This window comes from Cryobacterium sp. TMN-39-2 (assembly GCF_004402745.1).
Classification (GTDB): domain Bacteria; phylum Actinomycetota; class Actinomycetes; order Actinomycetales; family Microbacteriaceae; genus Cryobacterium; species Cryobacterium zongtaii.
Map to the genome: position 1 here is coordinate 34,876 of NZ_SOFX01000003.1, position 23,771 is coordinate 58,646.

Sequence of the window (23,771 nt, forward strand, 5' to 3'; positions counted from 1 at the left end):
GTCGTCAGCGACGCGAAGGGCTGGAGTAGAGCGACTTTGCCGCGAGCAGCAGAGTCGTGTCGAGTTGGCCGTCAAGGGTGTCGGCCACGGCGATCTTCACAGTGACCGGTGTGCCGGGCGTGACTCTCGCGTGGCACTGGAGCGGCTTGGTGAATCCGTTCATTTCCGTGGGCAGGGTGCCCGGCGTGCGGTCGGTGAAGTTGGGCACGTAGTGCTCTGGGTTGGCGGTCGGGTTGATGGTGCTGACTCCGGCGGGTTCCGAGGTGCGGGGAACGGTGGAACACAGCTGGCCGTTCACCCAGATGCCGAGCGCATCGTTGTATCCCTGGGCGGTCCAGTTCGCATATTCTTCGCTGCCGAATCCATATTCGAGGTAAAGATGCTTGTGCTTGGGCTTCACGGTGAGTGTCAGCACGGCGGCGTCGTAGCTGGAGACTCCCGCTTGCGCGGTGAGGTCAGCATCGCCGGCTCCACCGAAGTCGCCCGTTGTCGTCAGGCTCGTATTGGGTCCGATCAGCGAGGATCTGGTGAAGTCGACGTCGGCATCCGACTGTGGATCCGCGTTGATGAGGCTCCCTGTCGAGAGCGCGACGCCGGACGAATTCCGTTTTTCGAGCATCGGAGCCTTGTACAGTCCGGCCTGCACGTCGACGCCCGCGAACGTGGCGTCCTGCACTCTAAGCCCGCGGCCGGCGAGCGAATCGGCCAATTGCGCTGCGGAGACCTCGCGCAGTGTCGACACTGACACGGACGGGGCGGCGAGGGCGGGAGAGGCCGTCAGCAGTATGGCGGCAACGGCGGCCACGCCGGCGGTAAGGCCCCGTCCTAGGGTGCCCGCGCGCCGTGATGTTTTGGTATCCATGATTCTCCAGGTGTTGGGTCGTCGGGGGACGACCGCGATGGATGGTGCTTCTGGGGAGAGACGCCACCTGAGAGATCTCCGTGGAGGTTACGCCTGTGCCAGAACCACCGTCAAGAGCGCCATTTCGGTGCGAGAGTGCCCTGGGGGACCCCTGCCGCAGTATCACGCGCATCTCAAGCTTTGAAATTCCCTCAACATTGCCGAGAGCCCGGACTGGAGTGTTGACTTTTTCTCAATAACGCTTGACCTTTCGTGATGGGAGGCAGATGGTTGGCCCTGGGGTAAGCGTCATTGAGCGGTCGATCATCCAACTTTGATCGAAAGCGGACATCGTGAAAATTCAATACCGGCCAGCGCGGCGAGCGGCCATTGGCCTGCTCTCCGCCACCATGCTCATCGCGGGCACATTGGCCCTAGGCACACTTCCTGCCCAGGCGGCGGACTTCGTTCCCGTCAACCCGGGCTTTCCCAATCCCACACCGCACAGCCAACAGGCCTATGAGCCTGAGGCGGATTTCACCTCACGCTGGACGCGCGCTGACGCGCGGCAGCTGAAGGCAATGAGTGACCCCAGCGCACCACCGCGGGAGAACTCGATGCCCGAGGAATACACCATGCCGACCATCCCGCAGAGCTTCCCCGACATGAGCGGCGGGCAGGTGTGGGTCTGGGACACCTGGACCCTGACCAACGGTCAAGCCGATCAGCTCAGCTTCAAGGGGTGGGAGGTGATTTTCTCGCTGGTCGCTGATCGCAATCTGGGTTTTGATGAGCGACACACCTACGCCAAGCTCGGCTTCTTCTTCCGCAAGGCGGATGTTCCGATCGAGCAGAGGCCGGAGAACGGCGGTTGGACCTACGGCGGTCTGGTTTTCCCTGACGGCGCCTCCGGGGCGATCTACGAGGACCAGTCGTTCAGCCATCAGACGGAATGGTCCGGTTCCACCCGGATCTTCGCCGGCAACAAGCTGCGTACGTTTTACACGGCGGTCGCCTTCTACCGCGACGCGGCCGGTCAGGACGTGAAGCCGGCCGATCCGCGTATCGTGCAGACCGAGGGTCGGATCTTCGCCGATGACACCGGCGTGTGGCTCACCGGTTTCCGCGACCAGCACCAGCTGCTGGTTCCAGACGGCACCCTGTACCAAACCAAGGACCAGAACTCGTCCGTGAACTTCCGTGACCCGTTCACCTTCGAGGATCCCGCTCACCCCGGCAAGACCTTCATGGTCTTCGAGGGCAACACGGCAGGAGACCGCGAGGCGGTCGAGTGCACGGCAGAGGACCTCGGTTACGATCCCGCCGATCCGCAACGTGAGGTGCCGGTCGGGGAGGGGGTTCCGGGCGGTCCGCCGGAGATCGCGTCTGACGCGAACCTGCGGATGGGTAACGTCGGCCTGGCGGTCGCGGACAACAAGGCGCTGACCCAGTGGCACTTCCTGCCACCGATCCTGTCAGCGAATTGTGTGACCGACCAGACGGAACGTCCTCAGATCTATATGAAGGACGGCAAGTACTACATCTTCACGATCAGTCACCGTTCGACGTTCGCGCCGGGCATCGACGGTCCCGAAGGTGTGTACGGCTTCGTCGGTAACGGCGTGCGCAGTGACTTCGAGCCGGTCAACCGGGGTTCGGGTCTTGCCCTGGGCAGCCCGTCCAACCTCAACTATGCGGCCGGGTTCCCCTTCGCGCCCGACTTCAACCAGCACCCGGGGCAGTTCCAGGCGTACTCGCACTACGTCATGCCCGACGGCCTGGTTCAGTCCTTCATCGACACCATCGGAACGTCGGATGACTTCCGTCGAGGCGGCACGCTGGCGCCGACGGTGAGGGTGGACATCAATGGAGCTGAGGTGCTCGTCGACCGCAGCTACGGCACTGACGGGCTGGGCGCATACGCCGACATCCCCGCGAACGAAATCGCGGATGTCCCGGACACGCCCGATCCCCGTCCCATCGGGTAGCACCAGAAGGCGCCCATCCCGGGCGTCGGCTGATTCCTCGATCCCCACCGCGGCTGCCGCGGCGGGGATCGAGGTGTGTCCCGCCCGTGGACGTCAGCGGGCGGCGGCGGCGGCCCGGCGTCGGGCGGCCGGGGTGATCTCGCGCCGGGTCCAGGTGATCACGTGCGCGGCCGTGAAGCCGCGGCCGCACAGCCCGCAGGCCAGCGGACGAGTGGGTTGGCGGTACCGGTAGTGAGTGTGGCCGGCGGAGCAGGTGCCCACCCACGGCGCCAGGTCGTCGGCGATCTCGCCGTCGTGGGTGCGCTTGCCGTCGTAGCCGAGCCCGAGGGCCACGCTCCGCCAGACGGGGCCGTGCCCGGCCCGGGCGCCGGCCAGGGCGTGCGCCACCTCGTGCAGCAGGATCTGGTGGATCTCGTCGTCGCCGTACCGGGCGGCCAGGTACCGGGACACGGTGATCTTCTTGGCGGTGAAGTTGCACAGCCCCGCGCGCTTCTTGGCGTTGTCGAAGTCGAAGGACCAGCTGGGGTCAAGGTGCAGGGTTATCAGCGCGTCCGCCCAGTGGCGCACCCGAACCAGGTCGGCCATCAGGGCCCTACCTGCACCTGGTAAAGACGGTCGTCGCCGGGGGAGGGGGCGCCGCGGCCATCCGTATTGTTGCTCACGAACCACAGTGTGCCATCCGGCCCGGACACCACATCGCGCAGGCGCCCGAAGCTGTTGACGAACCACCCGTCGACGGTGCCTGTGGAGGGATCGACGCGCCACAGCCGCTCGCCGCGGAGCGCGGCCAGAAACAGGGTGTCGTTCACCACGGCCAGGCCGCTCGGGCTCGCCTCATCGGTGGACCACTGCTGCACGGGGTCGATGAAGGCGCCGCCGCCGCCTGCACCCTCCGCCTCGGGCCAACCGTAGTTGCCGCCGGCGGTGATCAGATTGAGCTCGTCCCAGGTGTTCTGACCGAATTCGCTGGCCCAGAGCTGCCCGGACGAGTCCCAGGCGAGGCCCTGCGGGTTACGGTGGCCGTACGAGTAGACCAGGCTGCCGAACGGGTTGTCGGCCGGGGCCTGCCCGGTTGGGGTCATGCGCAGGATCTTGCCGCCCGGCGACCCGAGGTCCTGCGCGTTGCCGGACTTGCCCGCGTCGCCGACGGTGGCGTAGAGCAGGCCGTCCGGGCCGAACCCGATGCGCCCGCCGTTGTGGTTGCTTGCCGAGGGGATGCCGCTGAGCACCGACTCCGGCTCGCCGAGACCGAGGCCGCCCGCGGTGCCGGTCAGCGGCATCCGCACGATGCGGTTGTCGGATGCGGCGGTGAAGTACGCGTAGACCCAGCCGGCATCGGGGGCGGCCGGGTCGGCCGCGCCGTCGCCCGCGGCCAGGAACGCCAGCCCGAGCAGCCCGCCCTCGCCCACCGGTTCGACCCCGGCGACGGTCCCGGCGTCCCGCAGGCCACCGTCCGGCAGCAGCTCGCGCAGGAGGGCCGTGTCACGTTCGCTGATCAGGGTGGCGCCGCTGGGCAACCGCAGGATCGACCACGGAGCGTCCAACCCCTCCGCGATCACGACGGGCTCACCCAGCGGACGCACCGGCACGGGCGTCGCGTCCGCCGCCGGGGCGGTCGCCGCCGGAGTGGGACGCGCCGGCGTGCTGGTGCTGGCGCTGGGCCGGGGAGCGCTCGCCGTGCAGGCGCACAGCACTGTCACCATGCCCGCGGCGACCACGCCGGCCCAAACCCGTCTGTGATGCATATCTCCTGCAGAATGCCACGAAACTCTTGGAATTGGTCAGATCCATGCCCCGGCACCGGGAGCGGTGCGCGGTGGGGCGTCAGCGCAGGGCGCGGCGCTCGCCGATGAAGGACTCCACGACGGCCACGGCGATCAGGGCGCTCTCCAGCTCATCGGGCGAGGCCCCGGACTTGTCGCGCAGGAACACCGCGGCGGTGAAGTCGGCCAGGGCGCCGTCGAGGTCGTCCTGTTCGAAGTGCACCTTGCCGCGAGTCTCCCGGGCGAACGCGGCGGTGAGGTTCCACTCGTGCGTCTCCGACTCGAGCACGCACTGGGTCAGTTCGGACGCGGCCTCCTCGAGCTTGGCCTGAAACTGCATCACCTGGGCACGGCGGATACGGCACAGTACGAAGTCCTGCCGGTCACCGGTGAACCGGGCCTGGCGCAATGCCTGGTTGGCGATCTCGAACGCCTCGTCGAGGCGGTCGAGCAAGCGCAGCAGGGTGACCTTCTCGTTCAGCGCCGAGAGGCTGCGGAGTTGGCCGAGGTCGTCGAGACGTTCTGCGGCGGCAGGAAGGTCGACTTTTTCCCGGAGGGTGACGGCGTCGTAGCCAGTGATGATGGTCAGGATGATGTCCTTGACAGGGCGGCCGTGGGGTGCCGCGGGGAGGTCGGGTTCCCCTCCAGAGTAACCCCGGTGGCGAGGCGCTGACGCCCGATCGGGGGTATGTCCCGAGCTTTCATCTGCGCAAGAGGCATGAGGGATTCTCAGGTTGGGCGTATGGTGTGCCACCAGACGGGCATCGTCGTCAACGCCGACGCCGACTCGCTATCCGGCTTATGTCCCTGTGTTGAGGGGACCACACGAAAGGCCTCTCTAATGCAGATACAGTCTCGCGAGGGCCTAGCCCTGCGAGCGTTGGTCGTCATCATGACCGCCGCCCTCACCATCACCCTCGTCAATGTCGGTGACCCGACACACGCCACCGCCGCACCACAGACACCGAACCTGCCGACCCTGAACATCACCCTCAGCGACCCAGACGCCTCGCGCAACACGCTGAGCTACGTGCACGCATCCAAAGACAATAAGGTCGCGACAACGATGACTGTCGAGGACCCTGCCGGGGTGAACAGCATCTCGGTGCCGGCTCTCGGCGAGATCAAGGGCCGTGGCAACTACACCTGGAACCTGGCCAAAAAGCCGTACCAGATCAAGTTCGAACAGAACACCGCTGTTCTGGGCATGGCCCCGTCGAAGACGTGGATTCTTCTCGCGAACGCAGCCGATGCGTCGCTGATGCGCAACAAGGCCGCCTTCGAGCTGGCCACGTCGATCGGGCTGGCCTACTCGCCGGAGTCCAGATGGGTCGACCTCAGGGTCAACGGCGCCTACCTCGGCAACTATCTGATCAGCGAGAAGACCGAGGTCAAGACGAACCGCGTGGACCTCACTGACCCGACGGGCGTGATGGTCGAGTTGGACAACAACTATGGCCTGGCCGAGCCCTACAACTTCCGAACCGCGACCAGTAGGTCACTGTTCGTCCTGAAGGACTCGAAGGCCGGCGTTCCGGACGGGGGTCCGCTTCCAGCCGAGACCCAGGCCGGCTGGAACGACATCCAGAACGCCCTGAACAGGGTGGACGCGATCCTGGCGGCGCCGCAGGTCGACTGGGTGGCGCTGAGCGCCCTGATCGACGTTGACTCGTTCGTCAAGTTCTATTACGTGTTCGAACAGACAGCCAATCCTGAGATCACGCAGTCAAGCGTCTACTTCTACAAAAACGGACCTGCCAGCAAGCTGTTCGCCGGACCGGTGTGGGACTTCGATAGCGCATTGGGCAACTACGACCGCGCGCTGCATCTCGGCTCGGATCCGCAGGCCGACTACGCGAAGAATGCGCAGATTCTGCGGCAGCAGGGCAACGGCTTCTACTTCGACCTGTTCCGTTCCAAGGAGTTCGTCCAGCGCGCCAACGAGCTGTGGCAAGCGGGTATCTCCCACGAGGTCGGTCTGATGCCGGCCAAGATCACCCGCTGGGAGAGCGAAATCGCGGCCTCCGCCGCTGCGAACTTCGCCGTGTGGCCGATTTTGGGCACGCCGACGCTATTGATCGCCGGTTTCGGCAAGAACTACCACAGCACCTACGCCGGCGAGGTCGGCTACCTCCGCGACTGGCTCGCCACGCGCGCCACGATGCTGATCAAGGAACAGGGCGCCACACCGATGCTCCGGTACAAGGCCCACCTGCAGGATGTCGGCTGGCAGCGCAAAGTGAACACCGGCCAGGTAGGGGGCACCCTTGGCCAGTTCAGGCAGATGGAATCGCTCGTCGTCGAGACGCCGGGATCCCCTGCGGTCGCGAACATCGAGGCCAACGCCCACGTTCAGAACATCGGCTGGATGGGTTGGCGTCCTACCTCCAACATCGGGACGACCGGGCGAGCCCTGCAGATGGAGGGAATCCAGTTCCGCCTGACCGGGGAGCTGGCCTCCCAGTACGACATCTCGTACCGCACCCACGTGCAGGACATCGGCTGGCAGCCGTGGGTGAGCAATGGTGCCTCTGCGGGCACGACCGGTCAGTCCAAGCAAATCGAGGCGATCCAGGTGCGCCTGCTGGCCAAGGCGACGCCCACCCTTCCGGCGCTGCCCTAGGGGCGACGAAGTGTTGAGCCGAATTGGGGTCTGTCGCACGTGAGGACTCGGAAGACGAGAGCAGTGGATGGCCGAAGCGCCCGCCGCACAGTGGCGGGCGTGGTCGCCTCCGCGGCTGCCGTTCTCGTCCTGGCCGGATGCGTATTCGTTCCCCCGGCCAATTCCGACCCGAGACCCTCCGAAAGCACCGAGCCGTCTCCGCCACCGCCGACCCGGTTGGCGCTGATCTCCGACTTCGGGACGTGCGACGCCGGAGAACAGTGGACGGCGGATCAGGTCGCCTCCTGGGGCGTGGACGCCATCGTGACCGCCGGAGACAACACCCAGAACGAAGTGGACTGCACTCCGTATGCCGAATCGGTCTGGGGCTACTTCGAGCAAGGCGAGGACGGGCGGGGCGCGCCACCTCTGTGGCCCACGCTCGGCAACCACGACTACTCCGATGTGGGTGCCGGCCTCGACGCCTATCGTGCGGCCTTCCCGTACCTCAGCACGGCCGCCGACGAGCAGCAGCGCTGGTACACACAGGATGTCGGCGACGTCACCCTGATCGTGCTGGACAGCGAGACCACCCCAGAGGAGTTGGAGATCCAGCGGGGCTGGTTGAAGGAAACGCTCACTGACCAGCGTGCCGAGCGACCGGATGCCTGGAACGTGGTGCTGTTCCACCGCCCCGCCTACACCTCCGGCGTCCACGAAGATAACCGGGAGATGCGGCCCACCGCTGGCTGGGACTACGCCGGGTGGGGGGCCGATATTGTCATCGCGGGCCATCAGCACATCTATGAGGACGTCGTGGTCGATGGTCTGCACTACCTCACAGCCGGCATCGGGGGTACGGCCAACGCCCGCGTGTGTCCCGTCGAACTGCGAGAGGGAAGTCGGCTCTGCCTGGAGGGGACCGGGGCGAGCGTGATCGAGGCGACGGCCGATGAGTTCGTGCTCCAGTACTACCGTCCCGATGCGGAGGGCACGGCAACGCTGGGGGACACCATCCGGCTCAGCCGCTAGCGCGCTGGCCTGGTCCTGAGAACCGTGAGCGAGGGCGCTCAGTTGCCGATCTGGAACACGGTGCGGCCGGGCAGCGGCGACGGCGTGGCGGTAGCATCCGTGGACACCGACGCGGCCGACATGAACTGGGCCAGCTCGGCGCCCTCGACGACCTTGGCCGGATGCGGGCCGCCGGCCAGAAGCCGCGGCACCCAGTGCAGGTCGAGCGGGGTGTGCGCGGCCACGAAGACGATGTTGCCGAACCGGCGCCCCTTGAGTACCTGCGTCTCGGCGAGGCCGATGACGTGCCCGAACACGGCCGACAGCGTGGCGGCCTGGCTGCGGGCGAACGCGAGGCCCGGCCCATCCGCCACGTTCACCGCGAGCACGCCGCGCGGCGACAGCAGGGGAGCGGCGAGCTCGTAGAACTCTCGGCTGGTCACGTGCGCCGGGGTGCGGGCGCCCGAGAAGATGTCGACGACCACGAGGTCCACCGAGCCGTGCAGCCCGGCGGGCAACTTGCCCAGCACCTCGCGGGCGTCACCGTGCCGCACCCGCAGGTTGGCGCGCTTGTCCCAGGGCAGTTCGGCGCGTACGAAGTCGATGAGGTCGCTCTCGATCTCCACAACCTGCTGGCGGGAGCCGGGCCGGGTCGCCTCGACATAGCGGGGCAGGGTGAGCGCGCCGGCGCCCAGGTGCACGGCCGTGATGGCTTCGCCGGGGTCGCCGATCAAGTCGATGACGTGCCCGATGCGCTGGATGTACTCGAAGAACAACTCGTCGGGGTTGTCGATGTTCACGTGCGACTGCGGGGTGCCGTCCACCACCAGCTGGTAGCTGCCCGGCGTGAACCGGTCCGGCTCGATGACGGCCTGGTGCCCGCTCAGTTTCAGTGTGATCGTCGGATGTTCGTGCTCGCCCCTGCTCATCCCCCCAGTCTGACAGCCCCGCGCATCCGTGCGCCGACTTGCGCCAAATGCACCCTTAGCGGGCCCGCAAGGGGCACTTTGCGGCAAGTCGCGCAGAACCCGCCCGCCGACTTGCGCCGAAAGCACCCTTAGCGGGTGCTGAAGGGGTACTTTGCGGCAAATCGGGGGCCACGATGCGGCCGTCGTTGCGGTGAGGTGCCACTTGACGCCCCTTCAGGGCCCGCCACAGGGCGCCAACTGGCAAGTCGGCGGCCACACCCGGAGCGGATGGCTGCGCCATACAGACGACACGCGCTCGATGGCCGCAGCAGGACGCTGCCGGATGAGGCACAATGGAGCAACTCAACACCCCGCCCGCCGCTCCAGCCGGCCGGTGAAACCGGGTTATACCTGAGAATTTGGCGAAGGTCAACATTCCAGTAGACACGGGCGCAACAACGGCATATAGTTGACCTTTGCGCTCCCAGATTTAACTCTGCCTTCATATTGCGGTCGGCTTTGCGTGCTCAAGCCACCTTGCAGCACATTTCTGAGCCGGATGTCCTCATATCTCAGGATGGACATCCCTGCTCAGGATCTGCGGAGTCCATACCAAATTACTAACAGTGATTAGACCTGACGGGGTCCACGGAGGTTACTTCCTTGGCTGCTGCGCGCAACGCAACCACCAATTCACCCAAGAACGGACGAGCTGCTGGCCGTCTTTCGTTCGCAAAGATTTCTGACAACCTCACGGTTCCCGATCTGCTCGCCTTGCAGACCGAGAGCTTTGACTGGCTCGTCGGAAACGACATCTGGAAAGCTCGCCTCGCCGAGGCCCAGGCTGCCGGTCGTCACGACCTGAACGCTCGCACCGGTCTCGACGAGATCTTCGAGGAGATCTCTCCGATCGAGGACCTCAGCGAGACGATGCAGCTGTCCTTCACCAACCCGGAGCTCGAGCCGGAGAAGTACACCATCGACGAGTGCAAGGAAAAGGGCAAGACCTATTCCGCACCGCTGTATGTGAACGCTGAGTTCATGAACCACCTCACCGGTGAGATCAAGACCCAGACCGTGTTCATGGGCGACTTCCCGCTGATGACCCCCAAGGGCACCTTCGTGATCAACGGCACCGAGCGTGTCGTCGTGTCGCAGCTGGTGCGTTCGCCCGGTGTGTACTTCAACCGCGAACAGGAGAAGACCTCCGACAAGGACATCTACTCCGCCCGCGTCATCCCGAGCCGTGGTGCCTGGCTCGAATTCGAGATCGACAAGCGCGACCAGGTCGGCGTTCGCATCGACCGCAAGCGCAAGCAGTCCGTCACGGTGTTCCTCAAGGCCCTCGGACTCACCTCCGAAGAGATCCTCGAGGAGTTCAAGGGCTTCGCGTCCATCGAGCTCACCCTTGAGAAGGACAACATCCTCACCAAGGAAGAAGCCCTCAAGGACATCTACCGCAAGCTGCGCCCGGGAGAACAGGTCGCCGCCGAGGCCGCGCGTGCGCTGCTGGACAACTTCTTCTTCAACTCCAAGCGCTACGACCTGGCCAAGGTTGGTCGTTACAAGATCAACCGCAAGCTGGGCCTCGAGGCGCCGCTCACCGACTCCGTTCTCACGCTGCAGGACATCCTGGCCACGATCAAGTACCTGGTTGCGCTGCACGACAACCAGACCACGATCCGCGGCACCCGCGACGGCGTCGAGACCGACATCCGCATCGACATCGACGACATCGACCACTTCGGTAACCGTCGTATCCGCGCCGTCGGCGAGCTCATCCAGAACCAGGTCCGCACCGGTCTGTCCCGCATGGAGCGCGTCGTTCGCGAGCGCATGACCACGCAGGACATCGAAGCGATCACCCCGCAGACCCTGATCAACGTGCGCCCCGTCGTCGCCGCGATCAAGGAGTTCTTCGGTACGTCGCAGCTGTCGCAGTTCATGGACCAGAACAACCCGCTCGCCGGACTGACGCACAAGCGTCGCCTGTCCGCGCTGGGCCCGGGTGGTCTGTCCCGTGACCGCGCAGGTGTCGAGGTGCGAGACGTTCACCCGTCGCACTACGGCCGCATGTGCCCGATTGAGACCCCGGAAGGCCCGAACATCGGCCTGATCGGTTCGCTCGCCTCGTTCGCGCGGATCAACGCCTTCGGTTTCATCGAGACCCCGTACCGTCGAGTCATCGATGGTGTCGTCTCCACGACGATCGACTACCTCACCGCAAGTGAGGAAGACGAGTACATCGTCGCGCAGGCCAACGCCCCGCTGACCAAGGCCGCCCGCTTCGCCGAGACCCGTGTTCTCGCGCGTAAGAAGGGTGGAGAGGTTGACCTCTTCCCGGCAGAAGACATCGGCTACATGGATGTCTCGCCGCGCCAGATGGTTTCCGTCGCGACCTCGCTCATCCCCTTCCTCGAGCACGACGATGCTAACCGCGCACTCATGGGTGCCAACATGCAGCGTCAGGCTGTGCCGCTGCTGCTCAGTGACAGCCCGCTGGTCGGAACCGGTATGGAGGGCTTCGCGGCCATCGACGCCGGCGACGTGCTCACCGCACAGAAGTCCGGTGTGGTCATGGAGGTGTCGGCTGACGTCGTCACCATCCAGCTCGACGAGGGCGGAACGCAGGACTACTACCTGCGCAAGTTCAGCCGCTCCAACCAGGGCACCAGCTACAACCACCGCGTCATCGTCAACGCCGGCGAGCGTATCGAGGCCGGCGAGGTCATCGCCGATGGTCCCGCTACCGACAACGGTGAGCTCGCACTCGGAAAGAACCTCCTCGTGGCATTCATGTCATGGGAGGGTCACAACTTCGAGGACGCCATCATCCTGAGCCAGAACCTGGTGAAGGACGACGTTCTCTCCTCGATTCACATCGAAGAGTACGAAGTGGATGCGCGCGACACCAAGCTGGGCAAGGAAGAGATCACTCGCGACCTGCCCAACGTCTCCCCGGACCTGCTTGCAGACCTGGACGAGCGTGGCATCATCCGCATCGGCGCCGAGGTTCGCCCCGGCGACATCCTCGTGGGCAAGGTCACGCCGAAGGGCGAGACCGAGCTGTCCGCCGAGGAGCGCCTGCTGCGCGCGATCTTCAACGAGAAGAGCCGCGAAGTTCGCGACACTTCCCTGAAGGTTCCCCACGGTGAGCGTGGCACCATCATCGGTGTCAAGGTCTTCGACTCGCAGGATGGCGACGACGAGCTCGGCTCGGGCGTCAACCAGCGTGTTGTCGTCTTCATCGCCCAGAAGCGCAAGATCACCGAGGGTGACAAGCTCGCCGGTCGTCACGGCAACAAGGGTGTCATCTCGAAGATCCTGCCGGTCGAGGACATGCCGTTCCTCGCCGACGGAACCCCGGTTGACATCATCCTGAACCCGCTGGGTATCCCGGGCCGCATGAACTTCGGTCAGGTGCTGGAGACCCACCTCGGGTGGATCGCGAAGCAGGGCTGGCAGGTCGAGGGTAAGCCCAAGTGGGCCGGCCGTCTTCCCGAAGCCGCGCACAGCGCCGCCCCGAACACCAAGGTCGCGACCCCGGTGTTCGACGGCGCGCTCGAGGAAGAAATCGCCGGTCTGCTCGACTCGACGACTCTGACTCGTGACGGGGACCGCCTGATCGACTCGACCGGAAAGACGCAGCTGTTCGATGGCCGCTCCGGCGAGCCGTACCCGATGCCCATCGCGGTCGGATACATGTACATCCTGAAGCTGCACCACCTCGTCGACGACAAGATCCACGCACGTTCGACGGGCCCGTACTCCATGATCACGCAGCAGCCGCTGGGTGGTAAGGCGCAGTTCGGTGGACAGCGTTTCGGTGAGATGGAGGTGTGGGCGCTCGAAGCATATGGAGCCGCTTACGCCCTGCAGGAACTCCTGACCATCAAGTCGGACGACATCCTCGGCCGCGTCAAGGTGTACGAAGCCATCGTCAAGGGCGAGAACATCCAGGAACCCGGTATCCCCGAGAGCTTCAAGGTTCTGATCAAGGAAATGCAGTCGCTGTGCCTGAACGTCGAGGTGCTCTCGGCCGATGGAACCGCAGTCAGCCTGCGCGACACGGATGACGAGGTCTTCCGCGCAGCGGAGGAACTGGGCATCAACATTTCCACCCGGTTTGAGTCGTCGTCAATCGACGACATCTAAACCAGGCCACTGACGAATACTCGAAAACTTTCCAAGGAGAGAAATTGCTCGACGTAACAACATTTGACGAGCTTCGCATTGGCCTGGCCACCGCTGACGACATCCGTCGTTGGTCGCACGGTGAGGTCAAGAAGCCCGAAACCATCAACTACCGCACACTCAAGCCGGAAAAGGACGGTCTCTTCGGAGAGCAGATCTTCGGACCGTCCCGCGACTGGGAGTGCTCGTGCGGCAAGTACAAGCGAGTGCGCTTCAAAGGCATCGTCTGTGAGCGCTGTGGCGTAGAGGTCACGAAGTCGTCGGTGCGCCGTGAGCGCATGGGCCACATCGAACTCGCCGCCCCGGTCACCCACATCTGGTACTTCAAGGGTGTTCCCTCGCGTCTCGGTTACCTGCTGGACATGGCTCCGAAGGACCTCGAAAAGGTCATCTACTTCGCTGCCTACATGGTCATCGAGGTTGACGAAGACGGTCGCCACCAGGACATGCCTGGGCTGGAGAACGAACTGCGTCTCGAGATCAAGACCCTCGAAGGCAGCCGCGACTCCCGCATCGCCGACCGCCTGCAGCGCCTCGAAACCGACCTCGCAGCACTGGAGGCCGAAGGCGCCAAGAGCGACCAGAAGAAGCGCACCAAGGACGCCGCCGAGAAGGAGATGTCGCAGGTCCGCAAGGCCCTCGACGAGCAGATCGCTCACCTCGAGCGTGTCTGGGAAGACTTCCGCACCCTCAAGGTCGGCGACCTGAAGCCGGAAGACTCCGTCTTCCACGAGCTCCAGGACCGCTTCGGCATGTACTTCGAGGCCTTCATGGGCGCCGAGGCCATCAAGAAGCGCCTTGAGGCCTTCGACCTGGTCACCGAGAGCGAAAACCTGCACCTGCAGATCGCCGAGGGCAAGGGTCAGAAGAAGATCCGCGCCATCAAGCGTCTGCGCGTCGTCAACGCCTTCATCATGACCGGCAACTCGCCGGCCGCGATGGTGCTCGACGTCGTGCCGGTCATCCCGCCGGAACTGCGCCCGATGGTGCAGCTCGACGGTGGCCGTTTCGCGACCTCCGACCTCAACGACCTCTACCGTCGTGTGATCAACCGCAACAACCGTCTGCGTCGTCTGCTTGACCTCGGTGCCCCCGAGATCATCGTGAACAACGAGAAGCGGATGCTGCAGGAGGCCGTTGACGCGCTCTTCGACAACGGTCGTCGTGGCCGTCCCGTCACGGGTACCGGTAACCGCGCCCTCAAGTCCCTGAGCGACATGCTCAAGGGTAAGCAGGGTCGGTTCCGTCAGAACCTGCTCGGTAAGCGCGTTGACTACTCCGGCCGTTCGGTCATCATTGTCGGCCCGCAGCTGAAGCTGCACCAGTGTGGTCTGCCCAAGCAGATGGCTCTGGAGCTCTTCAAGCCGTTCGTGATCAAGCGCCTGATCGACCTGAGCCACGCTCAGAACATCAAGGCCGCCAAGCGCATGGTCGAGCGCAGCCGCCCCCAGGTTTGGGACGTGCTCGAGGAGATCATCCGTGAGCGCCCGGTTCTGCTGAACCGTGCACCCACGCTGCACCGCCTCGGTATCCAGGCCTTCGAACCTCAGCTCGTGGAGGGTAAGGCCATCCAGCTGCACCCCCTCGTCTGTGCGGCGTTCAACGCCGACTTCGACGGTGACCAGATGGCTGTGCACCTGCCGCTGTCCATGGAGGCCCAGGCCGAAGCACGCATCCTGATGCTCGCCTCGAACAACATCCTGAAGCCGTCTGACGGTCGCCCGGTGACCCTGCCCACCCAGGACATGATCATCGGTCTGCACCACCTGACCACGCTCAAGGACGGCGTCACCGGCGAAGGCCGCGCGTTCACCTCTGTCTCGGAGGCCATCCTGGCCCACGACCAGAAGTCGCTCGACCTGAACGCCAAGGTGCGCATCCGCATCAGCGACCTGTACTTCACCGAGGGCACTCAGCCCGATGGTGTTGAGCTGGTCGATGGTCAGGCCGTCGGAACCGTACTGGTGAACACCACGCTGGGCCGCGCCATCTTCAACGAGGCGCTGCCGGCTGACTACCCGTACTTCGAGAAGGTTGCCGACAAGGGCACCCTCTCGGCCATCGTGAACGACCTCGCAGAGCGGTACCCGAAGGTGGAAGTAGCGGCAACGCTGGACCGCATCAAGGACGCCGGCTTCTACTGGGCCACCCGCTCCGGTGTGACCGTCGCGCTCAGTGACATCCTGACGCCTCCGAACAAGAAGGAGATCGTCGGTACCTACGAGAAGATGGCCGCGAAGGTTCAGTCGCAGTTCGAGAAGGGTCTCACGACCGACCTCGAGCGTCGTCAGGAGCTCATCCAGATCTGGACCAAGGCGACCGAAGACGTCGCCGCGGCCATGCAGGCGAACTTCCCGGCCGACAACACGATCAACCGGATGGTTACCTCTGGTGCTCGTGGTAACTGGCTGCAGGTGCGAAACATCGCCGGTATGCGTGGTCTGGTTAACAACCCGAAGGGTGAGATCATCCCTCGCCCGATTATCTCGAGCTACCGCGAAGGCCTGTCCGTCGCCGAGTACTTCATTGCTACTCACGGTGCTCGTAAGGGTCTGGCCGACACCGCTCTGCGTACCGCAGACTCCGGGTACCTCACGCGTCGTCTCGTCGACGTCTCGCAGGATGTCATCATCCGCGAAGACGACTGCGGTACGACCAAGGGTCTGGAACTGCCGATCGCCACGGTCGACGCCGCCGGCGCTCTCTCACGTCACCCCAACGTGGAGAACGCGGTCTACGCCCGCAGCCTCGCCGCCCCCGCGGTCAACGCCAAGGGTGAGGTCGTTGCTGACGCCGGAGACGACGTCGGTGACGTGATGATCGAGAAGCTGGTTGCCGCCGGCGTCGAGAACATCAAGGTGCGCTCGGTGCTGACCTGCGAGTCTGCTGTCGGTGTGTGTGCGGTCTGCTACGGCCGTTCGCTCGCTACCGGCCTGCTCGTGGACATCGGAGAGGCCGTCGGCATCATCGCCGCACAGTCGATCGGTGAGCCCGGCACGCAGCTGACCATGCGTACCTTCCACACCGGTGGTTCCGCATCCGCAGACGACATCACCCAGGGTCTGCCCCGGGTGCAGGAGCTCTTCGAGGCGCGTACCCCCAAGGGTGCATCGCCGATCGTCGACGTTGCTGGCCGCATCACCATCGAGGACACGGATCGTAGCCGCAAGGTGATCCTGACCCCCGACAACGGTGACGAAGCAATCGCCTACCCGGTGCTCAAGCGCGCGACCCTCCTCGTTGAGGATGGCCAGCACGTGGAGCTCGGCACGCAGATCATCATCGGCGCCGTCGACCCGAAGGAAGTTCTTCGCGTCAAGGGTGTCCGTGCGGTGCAGAAGCACCTCGTTGGTGGCGTGCAGGATGTCTACCGTTCGCAGGGCGTGCCGATTCACGACAAGCACATCGAGGTCATCGTTCGTCAGATGCTTCGCAAGGTGACTGTCGTGGAGCACGGCGACACCGGCCTGCTTCCGGGCGAGCTCGTTGACCGGTTGAAGTACAACGAACTCAACCGCACCGCACTCACCGAGGGCAAGAAGACGGCTTCGGCTCGTCAGGAAGTCATGGGTATCACCAAGGCTTCGCTGGCAACCGAGTCGTGGCTGTCGGCCGCTTCCTTCCAGGAGACCACCCGGGTTCTGACCCAGGCGGCCATGGAAGGCAAGAGCGACCCGCTGATGGGCCTGAAGGAGAACGTGATCATCGGTAAGTTGATCCCGGCCGGCACCGGTCTTCCCCGTTACCGCGACGTCAACGTCGAGGCAACGGATGAAGCCAAGGCTGAGCGTTACCCGAACCGCATCTTCACCGATGATGCAGCGTTCACCGAGGGTGACCTGAGCTTCGTCGACTTCGACAGCTTCTCGTCGGACGACTTCACCCCCGGTACGTACAACTAACCGAGTGTGATTTCCGAGAATGGCCCCCTGCTTCGGCAGGGGGCCATTCCCCGTTAACGGTGACGCCGCTGGGCGGCCGGACTATGCTGGGCGGAAACCGCGAGGAAGTCACTCATGGGCGCTGCGCATTCATCGGCACCCTCTCCGGCGAATCGCCGGCTGTGGGTGATCATCGGGGTGTTCGCTGTATTGCTCGCGGCCGCGACGATCCTCGCCGGTCTGTTCTGGCCGCGTGGCGAGGTCACCCCGGCCGCTACAGAGGCGGCCCGGCCCACGCCGTCAGCAACCGTGGCGCCGGCCACACCCACTCCGACCCCCACCCCGGGCAGCTCGGCCGCCCAGGGCACGCCTCGGCCGGAATCCTGCGACGACCTGTACAGCCCCGAGATGGTCGCCGCATTCGGCAGCATGGTGCTCAACCCGGCCTGGCTGAACGACCCCGAGCTGGAAATGCGGATCGGCGAGGACGACCCCGTGCAGCAGCAGGTCATCGAGGCGAATGACTCCCTCCTCTGCCAGTGGGGCATGCCAGAGGGGCCGTCCGGCGCCGGGGTCTCCACCGCAGTGGTGTGGGTGGATGCCGAGGACAGCGCCACCATCCAGGCCCTTCTGGCCGACCGCGGCTACAGTTGCTTCGAACAGCAGGGTGGGCTGCGGTGCACCACGGAGGGGTCCGACGACGAGGGCTACTTCGGTGAGTCGCACTTCCTGCGCGACGGCATCTGGGTGGCCACGGAGTACTCCAACGCTGGCCCAGAGGGCTACACGCTCGACATTGTGAACAACCTCTGGCCCATGGCGCCGGGGGACTGACCCGTTTGTGGCTTCGTGGTCGGTCGGGCCCCTCGTCGGCCGGGACCGTCTCGGCGGTCGAGCTTGTCGCTATCCTCCGCACCTCCGCTGAGACCGCGCACCCCCATTCCGGGCAAAAGGCGCCCACCACCAGCATGATTCCACCGTTGATACCAATCCTGTCCGCTACCTTTAGCCTCAACGCGGCCGGGGCGGGCGACGCTAATCCCACAGCGGGTCTGGCCCCGCGCCACCACACGGCGATGGCCGCGATCCAGGGGGACACCACGGATGAACATCGAAGAACGGGCTCCCGCAGCCCCGCTGGCGGCAGCTTCAACGCTCCATTCCTTCGCCGACTGGCTGCAGCAAGAAGCCGGACAATCATCGTGAGTCCCCGGGCCCGTGTGCGCCCCGGCGGCGGTTTCACTCAAATCGGCAACGACCCAGATAAGCGCGACGCCACGCTGATTGACACATCCGCTGGCGGAGGATTGATCACGCTTCGTCCGAAGCAGGCACGCACCTGGGCCGGCGTCGGCCTAACCGTGGTTGGGGCCGTGCCGGCCGTGGTTCTTCTCGTCCACCCGCCAGAGAACCCTTTCAGCTGGCTCGGACTGTTCTTCCTTGTTCCGGGACTCATCCTCACCGGCTACGCCCGGACGCGCAGTCGCTCCCTGACCATCGCGCCGGACCGCTACCTCGAGTATCGGGACCTGTTCGGTCGGCGGCGCCGCATCGAGCCCACGAACACCACCGAGATCATCTGGTACTGGGATGTCACGGGGTCGGGCGGCAGACCGTATCGGCCACTCCGAACGCCGATCGGTGTCGTCGATGAAAAGTGGGCGGTGTTGCGGAACGGCGACACAACGGTGCTGCGGCTGAGCATGTGGGTGTGGACGATGACCGACCTGCTCACGATCGCCGAGGCAATGCCCGCGACGCTGCGCGTCCCGGAGGGGGAGCTCAGCCCTTGGGCGCTCGCGAAACGCGAGCCGGACTATTTCACCTGGCTCGAGCTTCACCCGCTGACCAACCTGATGGTCTTCTATATCGCGCTGTTTGGCGTGGTCGGTTCCGTGATGGCGGGCCTGTTGGCGGTCATCTTCGTGTTCGGTCCCGGCGGTGGCGGCGCGGGGTAACGCCGCCATGCGGCCCCGCGGCACTCGCTGATCGAGCTTGTCGAGACCCCCCCCCCCCCCCCCCCCNCCGTGACCCCGCCTCGCAACACAGGCATGGTCACCGGGTTTCGACAAGCTCAACCAACGGCGTGGGGTCCGAGGAACGGCAGCCCGGTAGAATCATCATGACGAGTGGCGCTCCTGCCAACGGGAGCAGAGGCACATCATGCGGTTGGCCAGTCTCACCGGAGCGGCCGTCGCCGGAGCGGTTGGTGTGCTCCTCCTGATCGGATGGTACGTCGGGCTGGGCGCTATACCCGGGGCCATCACCGGCCTGTGGACGATCAAGCCGATGACCGCCGTGGGCTTTATTCTCGTCTCTGTTGCCGTGGCAATGCTGGACCGGCGCCGAGTCACTCTGGGTCTGGGTCTCGCTGTTGCCATGATCGGTGCGCTCACCCTGGCCGAGTACATCTTCGGGATATCACTCGGCATTGACGAGCTTGCGGGTATCGACTTCGACGGGCAGACCGCGCGCATGGCGCCGGCCACGGCGGTGTCGCTGCTGCTGCTCGGGGCATCCGTCGTCGCCAGCCGGCTCGCCCGCGCGAGCGTGATGCTCGGACTGGCCTTCGGGACGCTCATAATCAGCCTGATCGCGATTCTCGGCTACGCCTACGGGGTCTCCTCCCTCTACAGTGTCGGCGGGTTCGCGAGCATGGCGCTGCCCTCGGCGCTTGGACTGGCCGTTTTGTCGCTGTCGATCCTGCTGCAGCGTCCCGCCAACGGTCTGATCGCGCTGTTGGGCGACCCGGGCAGCGCGGGGCATCTGCTCCGCCCGGTCATTCCTGTCTTGTTCCTCGGCCCGTTCGTCCTGGGGCTGGCCGACCTGGCGGGCCGCCGCCTGGGCTGGTACGACACGGTGTTCGGCGTCGCCATCCTGATCGCGGTCATGACAGTTCTCGGCACCGGGCTCGCCTGGATCGCGGCGCGCCGGCTGCGCACCCTCGATCGCCAGCGGGACGCGGCCATGCAGGCCCTCGCCGAGGCCAACCACACCCTCGAGGAGACGGTCGACGCTCGCACCCGGCAGCTGGCGGAGACGGCGGACACGCTCCACACGCTGATCAAGATCGCACCGGTTGGCATCGTGCAACTGGATGCTGCCGGCGGAATCATTTCGGCCAACGACCAGTGGCTCGAGCTGAGCGGGCTCACGAAGCGCCAGTCGCGGCGCGACGGCTGGGTCGCGGCCATGCACCCCGACGACGCCGACCGAGTGCGTCAGGAATGGCAACAGTACGTCGACGCCGGGGAGGCGTACGAGACGACCATGCGATTCCGCACTCCCTCCGGGCAGGTCAACTGGGTGCAGGTGAGCACCGCCCCGATGACGGATGCGAACGATGTGTTCGGGCACCTTGCCAGCGTGACCGACGTGACCGCGTTGCGCGCTGCCGAACACGCGGCATCGGCGGCGAGTGCCCGCTTCGAGGCCGCCTTCGCCTCGTCGCCGCTCGGAACAGCCATCGTGTCGCTGGACGGAATAGTCGTCGAGGCGAACAAACGGCTCTTCGACCTGGCCGGATCATTGATCCCGGTGGTGAATCAGCCCATCGAGTCGATGTTCAGTCCGGCGAATGCCGGGGACGGCGCAGCATCCGCGACGGTCGGCGTCGACGGCCCGACGGGCCGCCGCATGGATCGTCGGATGCGACGCGACGACGGTGAGGAAACCTGGGTCAAGGTCAGCATCGCCGAGATCAACGAGGGTGAGCAGGCCGGCGGGTTCCTGTACCAACTCGAGGACATCACCGCCCGGCGCCTGGCCGAAGCCCGGGTCGAGCACCTCGCTTTCCACGATCCGCTGACGAACCTGCCCAATCGCCTGCTGCTCCTCGACCGGCTGAACCAGGCTCTCCTCCAGGCGTCGCGTCGCGGTACCGGCGTCGCCGTGTTGTTCATCGACCTCGACCGATTCAAGTTCGTCAACGACAGCCTCGGCCATCACGCCGGCGACGCCGTCCTGATGCAGGTTGGGCTCCGGCTGCGCCAGCACGCCAGGGCGACCGACACGGTGTCCCGCATCGGCGGGGACGAATTCGTGGTCATCTGCCCGGATGTCGGCCGCAGCGGGGATGTCAACAAGATCGCCGAGGCGTTCCAGAAGGCCATCTCAGCGCCGATCCAGTTCGGTGACCAGATCGCATCCGTAGACGCCAGTATCGGCATAGCATTCGGGCTCGGTCATGACGACGCCGAGTCATTGCTGCGCAACGCTGATCAGGCGATGTATCTGGCCAAGGGACGGGGCCGCGCCCGATACGAAGTCTTCGACGACGACCTGCGCTACCGCATTCACCAGCGGCTCGACACCGAGCTGGCTCTGCGCGACGCCGTCGCTCAGGGCGAGATCGAGACGTGGTACCAGCCCATCGTGGACCTGCAGGAAAACCGAGTCGTGGCGACCGAGGCCCTCGCGCGCTGGCGGCGACCCGAGCGTGGGCTGATCTCCCCGGCTGAGTTCATCGCGATTGCCGAAGAGGTCGGCCTGATCAAGGGCATCGGTGCCACGGTGCTGAGCCAGGCCTGCCACGCGGCGACCGCCCTGGAGCGCAACGTGGCCGTCAGCGTGAATGTGTCGGCCCGGCAGTTCGTGCAGGACGACTTCGGTGCGGTCGTCAAGCGCGCGCTCAGGGAGTCGGGTCTGGCCCCTGACCAGCTCTGGCTGGAGCTCACCGAGAGCGCCGTGCTCGAGGCGATCGACTCCGCCGCCCGAACCTTCCAGGAGCTGCGCGCCATCGGAGTGCGGCTCGCCATCGATGACTTCGGCACCGGCTACTCGTCGTTCACACATCTGCGCGAGTTCACTGTGGACCTGTTGAAGATCGACCTGTCGTTCATCCGCGACCTCGAACGGTCCGAACACGATCGAGCGATAGTGGAAGGAATCCTCCGTTTGGCGGACTCCCTCAATCTGGATGTGGTGGCCGAGGGCATCGAGACCACCAACCAGCGAGACCTGCTGCAGGCGATGGGCTGCCGCTACGGCCAGGGTTACCTCTTCTCGAAGCCGACTCCTAGCGCTTCCCCCGCGGTCGTCTTCGCCACCTGACGCGCTCGTCCTTAGGCGCGTCGCCGACAAGCGCCACCAGTGGATGCGAGGAGCCACCGTGTGACAGACAGTGCGGACTAGGTCGCGCAACAAGGAGTCATGAACACACGGTGGCTCGCGACCCATGATGCCCCGCATCCGGCCCGGAGGCAAACGGCTACTTAGGCCGGGCGAAATTCACTACGGAAGCGACAGCATGTGCAGGTCAGCCTTCTTCCAGAAGTGCTTCCCTGTGGCGGCCGAACCACATTGAGCGGAGGATCAGCACCTCCCAGGGGATGGTGATCGTCCCGACCAGCCAGGCCTCGTTGAGTCGATGTGATGAGTAGTCCGAGCGACTCTGGATATCTCGCACTACTGCGCTGGGCACACCCTGAGCCCGGAGCGAATCAGCTTGAGCCTCGCTCCACGACTTGATCGGCAGAGCTGAGTAGCTGAAAACGAGGCCGTCTATCGTCAGCTCGAATTCAAGGCTCGCCCATAGCAACCCACTTGAGGCGCCAGGCCCATCGGTGGACCAGCTATCCCAGTGAATGGAGCCGGGGTCGTTGCTCGTCAACGTCAGGCCGAAATTCCGCGTCGACCTCATGTTCGCACCGACCATGTCGAGATCGATTCCGTTGAACATGATGCGGGGGAATCTATTCGATGGCGTCATCAGACCGCACTCGTATCGATGCTCGACGCTCGGGGTGTCGATGTACAAGGAACTTTGCACATCCGTATGGGCGCTGTTGTAGATGCTGACCCATTTGTTGTCGGCGGTGATGCCCCAAAACGCTCCGTTGAATCCCAGAGGCGCCGCATCCAGGCGCATGGCGTCAAGAGACGTCCGTACGACGCGAGACGGTAGTGGCTCGCGCTTTTCGGAGAGGGCGTTCGAGATACCGCCGAAGCGCACGACAGCTGTCATCGCATCCAGCCAGAACTCGACACTCACTCTAGAGGTCGGGTCGGCATCTGCAGGCCATGGGTCATCAACCGGTCTGTGTACGGGAACCGGCAACACCGAGCGCAACGCCGCCGAGAGCTTCACCCTGAACCCAGTGTCGGCATAGGACACTGACCCACGCCAGTCGGACAGACCCTGACGGAACGCCTCATGTCCTGAATCGGCGTACATCATGCCCTCTTCGTCGAGCGCAAAAGTGAAGGGACTCAAGCGCGGAGTCGCTCGGATTGCCCGTGCCAGAATGCGCGCGAGGTCATCCGGTATTTGCACGCGAACTCTGACGGGTTCTGCCGTGAGGTAGCCGGTAATGGGATCCCGATGAGCCCGGCACGCTGAAAACTCGACGATACGAGACCCACGGAATGTAACGCGAACCATTCCGGCCTTGGGGCTGGTGAAGACCCCTGTGGGGTCGGGCGGGTAGGCGATCAGCCCGTCGCCGAACACGTTTCCCTCGTTGTCAATCATCGCATCGCGTAAATGCACGGTACCCCCCAAAGAAAAGACGACTGGCTGTCGACGTATGGCTAGACCCTACCCAGCGCACAGGGATCGTATTCACGAACAACGCCCACATCC

General features: G+C 65.0%; 14 protein-coding genes. 8 read left to right on the plus strand and 6 right to left on the minus strand.

Annotation, left to right across the window (positions count from 1 at the left end; translation table 11 throughout):
• Positions 1 to 4 precede the first annotated feature (4 nt).
• Positions 5 to 862: a choice-of-anchor L domain-containing protein gene (locus tag E3O57_RS00335; protein WP_133159729.1), complete on the minus strand. Its 858-nt coding sequence runs from the start codon at positions 860 to 862 to the stop codon at positions 5 to 7.
• Between the two features lie 389 nt (positions 863 to 1,251).
• On the opposite strand from E3O57_RS00335, the gene E3O57_RS00340 reads away from it, so the two are divergent.
• A complete protein-coding gene (locus tag E3O57_RS00340; RefSeq protein ID WP_103478891.1) occupies positions 1,252 to 2,829 on the plus strand; it encodes a glycoside hydrolase family 68 protein in 1,578 nt (525 codons plus the stop codon).
• Positions 2,830 to 2,922: 93 nt separating this feature from the next.
• Here the strand turns inward: E3O57_RS00340 and E3O57_RS00345 are convergent, their stop codons facing one another.
• The 3 genes from E3O57_RS00345 to E3O57_RS00355 all read right to left on the minus strand — a co-directional run bounded on the left by E3O57_RS00345 (position 2,923) and on the right by E3O57_RS00355 (position 5,346).
• Positions 2,923 to 3,414 (minus strand): SprT-like domain-containing protein, encoded by a 492-nt coding sequence (locus E3O57_RS00345; RefSeq protein ID WP_088457232.1) that lies wholly within the window; start codon positions 3,412 to 3,414, stop codon positions 2,923 to 2,925.
• Positions 3,414 to 4,574: a sorbosone dehydrogenase family protein gene (locus E3O57_RS00350; protein WP_241990246.1), complete on the minus strand. Its 1,161-nt coding sequence runs from the start codon at positions 4,572 to 4,574 to the stop codon at positions 3,414 to 3,416. Before E3O57_RS00350 ends, E3O57_RS00345 begins: the two co-directional genes overlap by 1 nt.
• Before the next feature lie 79 nt (positions 4,575 to 4,653).
• Positions 4,654 to 5,346 carry a hypothetical protein gene (locus E3O57_RS00355; protein ID WP_241990247.1) on the minus strand — a complete coding sequence of 231 codons (693 nt, stop codon included), beginning with the start codon at positions 5,344 to 5,346 and terminating at the stop codon, positions 4,654 to 4,656.
• An 87-nt stretch (positions 5,347 to 5,433) separates the two neighbouring features.
• On the opposite strand from E3O57_RS00355, the gene E3O57_RS00360 reads away from it, so the two are divergent.
• The gene (locus tag E3O57_RS00360; RefSeq protein ID WP_165787886.1) at positions 5,434 to 7,215 is read left to right on the plus strand and encodes a CotH kinase family protein; all 1,782 of its coding nucleotides are present in this window, start codon (positions 5,434 to 5,436) and stop codon (positions 7,213 to 7,215) included.
• Positions 7,216 to 7,314: 99 nt separating this feature from the next.
• Positions 7,315 to 8,226, plus strand: coding sequence for a metallophosphoesterase (locus E3O57_RS00365; protein WP_165787887.1), 912 nt, complete (start codon positions 7,315 to 7,317; stop codon positions 8,224 to 8,226).
• Between the two features lie 38 nt (positions 8,227 to 8,264).
• Here E3O57_RS00365 and E3O57_RS00370 read toward each other — a convergent pair whose 3' ends face one another.
• The gene (locus tag E3O57_RS00370; RefSeq protein WP_088457228.1) at positions 8,265 to 9,134 is read right to left on the minus strand and encodes a spermidine synthase; all 870 of its coding nucleotides are present in this window, start codon (positions 9,132 to 9,134) and stop codon (positions 8,265 to 8,267) included.
• Positions 9,135 to 9,776: 642 nt separating this feature from the next.
• On the opposite strand from E3O57_RS00370, the gene rpoB reads away from it, so the two are divergent.
• The 5 genes from rpoB to E3O57_RS00395 all read left to right on the plus strand — a co-directional run bounded on the left by rpoB (position 9,777) and on the right by E3O57_RS00395 (position 22,240).
• Positions 9,777 to 13,268: a DNA-directed RNA polymerase subunit beta gene (rpoB, locus tag E3O57_RS00375; RefSeq protein WP_103429995.1), complete on the plus strand. Its 3,492-nt coding sequence runs from the start codon at positions 9,777 to 9,779 to the stop codon at positions 13,266 to 13,268.
• Between the two features lie 44 nt (positions 13,269 to 13,312).
• A complete protein-coding gene (locus E3O57_RS00380; protein ID WP_088457226.1) occupies positions 13,313 to 17,209 on the plus strand; it encodes a DNA-directed RNA polymerase subunit beta' in 3,897 nt (1,298 codons plus the stop codon).
• A 114-nt stretch (positions 17,210 to 17,323) separates the two neighbouring features.
• Entirely contained in the window at positions 17,324 to 18,022 is a 699-nt protein-coding gene (locus tag E3O57_RS00385; protein ID WP_103478894.1) for a hypothetical protein, read from the plus strand.
• A gap of 368 nt (positions 18,023 to 18,390) precedes the next feature.
• On the plus strand, positions 18,391 to 19,146 hold the full coding sequence (locus E3O57_RS00390) for a hypothetical protein (RefSeq protein WP_134456541.1): 756 nt from the start codon (positions 18,391 to 18,393) through the stop codon (positions 19,144 to 19,146).
• 205 nt (positions 19,147 to 19,351) lie between these two features.
• On the plus strand, positions 19,352 to 22,240 hold the full coding sequence (locus E3O57_RS00395; RefSeq protein WP_103478896.1) for a bifunctional diguanylate cyclase/phosphodiesterase: 2,889 nt from the start codon (positions 19,352 to 19,354) through the stop codon (positions 22,238 to 22,240).
• A gap of 205 nt (positions 22,241 to 22,445) precedes the next feature.
• Here the strand turns inward: E3O57_RS00395 and E3O57_RS00400 are convergent, their stop codons facing one another.
• A complete protein-coding gene (locus tag E3O57_RS00400; protein WP_103478897.1) occupies positions 22,446 to 23,660 on the minus strand; it encodes a hypothetical protein in 1,215 nt (404 codons plus the stop codon).
• Positions 23,661 to 23,771: the final 111 nt, after the last annotated feature.